At 40.4% G+C, this 2,401-nt stretch carries 3 protein-coding genes; all 3 read right to left on the bottom strand.

Translation table 11 applies throughout. From position 1 onward, the window contains the following. Positions 1-785, bottom strand: a 785-nt coding sequence (locus GQR56_RS04270) for an immunity 49 family protein (protein WP_166109270.1), incomplete at its 3' end; no start/stop codon positions are given. 56 nt (positions 786-841) lie between these two features. After that, positions 842-1,696, bottom strand: coding sequence for an immunity 49 family protein (locus tag GQR56_RS04265; RefSeq protein WP_166109269.1), 855 nt, complete (start codon positions 1,694-1,696; stop codon positions 842-844). A gap of 47 nt (positions 1,697-1,743) precedes the next feature. After that, on the bottom strand, positions 1,744-2,401 hold a 658-nt coding region (locus tag GQR56_RS04260), incomplete at its 5' end, for an immunity 49 family protein (protein WP_166109274.1).

Here is a 2,401-nt window from a genome sequence, read left to right as displayed (position 1 = left end):
GCCATACACGCTAAGCCTAATAATGGTATGGGCATATAAAAACGAGGTTGTTGATATCCTTTGTCACAATGACGTTCATGATAGTTCCAGTATTCAGTCAATGCGCTTGCTAATGCCTCACTTGGATCCTTCGGTGCTTCTTTATCTTTAAGCATAAAGGCAATGATAAAATCAAATTTTGCTCCCGAGCCATACTCGACCCAAGGGTGCTTTTTTTCATCACTTGTTATTTCTTTACCTGCATTTGTTAAATGCATCATGAATGTTTCGAATTGCTCACGGCGGTGAATACACTGTATTAACTCCACTAATAAATACTCAGCTTCAAGGCTTTTAGTAGAGCACTGGCGCATTAGTGATACAGGAAATTGTACTAAACTGTCCATAACGGCTTTATCTCGTACTATTGCTGCGCAAAAAAAGGCTTCTTGCCAGCGAATGGCACTCAAAAACCCACCTTCACATAACAAACCTTTGCCGTTGTAGGTGGCATCTAATATATCGTCAATCACAATACGCTGCTCTATTTCAGGCTCTCGACCTAGCCTAAAAATAGCCTCACCTGCTTTTGCCGCAAGCTTTAATGCGGTTATTGATTTTTGCTTGTTTTCCTCGGTTAAATCAAACGACCACCATTGGCAGATTGTAATTGCATCTCCCAATAAATAAATTAAATTATCTCTTTTTATAGGTAAGCATTCAATCGAGTGATTATAATCATCTTCAAAACTTTCAATATTATCTTCAAGTTCTATAGATTCATAATCACGTGTTATGGTTATCATATTTATTCCTTTAAATTAAATCTGTTTAGTTGATGGTTTTGGGTACTGAGGCAAAACTATAAATAGTCGCCATCAATATAAAACTGCGGGATAAAATCTGATTGTACGTTTACTTCTTTACCAAGGTCTTTTGCCATACACGCTAAACCTAGTAAGACAATTGGCATGTAAAAATTAGGTTGTTGGTATCCTTCTAAATCACGATAGCGCTCACAGTAATCCCAGCTATCAGTTAATGCATTTGCTAATGCCGTACTCGGGGTGACCTCTCCATCCATCATAAAGGCAAGAATAAAGCCTGTTTTTCCACCGGTGCAATAGTTAACCCACATGTCTGTTGCGCTTTCTTTATCCAACTCTGCTAACGCCGTGCGAAGAACCTCTAAACATTCATCACGAGGTATTCGACGGTGAATTGTTTGAATTAATTCAACAAGTGCATACTCGGCTTCACTGTTTGTGGTAGAGCACTGGCGCATTACAGATACAGGGAACTTCGCTAAACTGTCCATCGCATCTTGGTCACGGACAATTGCCGCACAAAAAAAGGCTTTTTGCCAATCTGCCCCAGATAAAAATCCACCTTCCCACAACATCCCTTTGCCGTTGTAGGTGGCATCTAATATATCGTCAATCACGATACGCTGCTCTTTTTCAGGCTCTCGACCTAGCCTAAAAAAAGCTTCACCGGCTTTTGCAGCAAGCTTTAATGCGGTTATTGATTTTTGCTTGTTTTCATCCGTTAAATCAAACGACCACCATTGGCAGATTGTGATTGCATCGCCAAAAAAACTTATTAAATTATCTCGTTTAATTGGTAAACTTTTGAGTGAATGATTATACATCCGCTCAAATCGTTCGATATTGTCTTCAAGTTCTATGCTCTCATACTCACGTGTTATGTTTATCATGGTTATTCCTTTAAATTGTGTCGGTTTATGGGGCGGTTTGGGTGAAATTACAGGTAATCGCCATCAATATAAAACTGCGGGATAAAGTCTGATCGCACGTTTACTTCTTTACCAAGGTCTTTTGCCATACACGCTAAACCTAATAACGGGATAGGCATATAAAAATCAGTTTGTTGGTAACCTTTATCTAAGAATCGCTCATGGTACTCCCAGCTATCATTCAATGCATCTGCTAATGCCGTACTTGGACTGCCTTTTTCTTTCATTATAAAGGTAAGAATAAAGTCAGTTTTTCCGTTGGTGCAATAGCTGACCCACGGGTCTTTGGTTTCTAATTTAACCTCTTCTAACGCTTTACCTAGTAAAGCTAAACCCTCATCATTTGATACTCGGCGGTGTATACCTTGGATTAATTCAACAAGTGCGTACTCGGCTTCACTGCTTGTGGTCGAGCACTGACGCATTACAGACACAGGAAACTTCACTAAACTATCCATCGCTGCTTGGTCACGGACAATTGCCGCACAAAAAAAGGCTTGTTGCCAACGACCTGCATGCAAAAACCCACCTTCCCACAACATACCTTTGCCGTTGTAGGTAGCGTCTAATATGTCGTCAATCACGATACGCTGCTCTTTTTCAGGCTCTCGCCCCAGCCTAAAAATTGCCTCACCTGCTTTTGCCGCAAGCTTTAGTGCTGTTATG

It is taken from the genome of Pseudoalteromonas sp. Z9A5, from assembly GCF_011378875.1.
In the GTDB taxonomy this organism is placed as follows: Bacteria; Pseudomonadota; Gammaproteobacteria; order Enterobacterales; family Alteromonadaceae; genus Pseudoalteromonas.
This window is presented reverse-complemented; position numbering and strand designations above follow the sequence as displayed.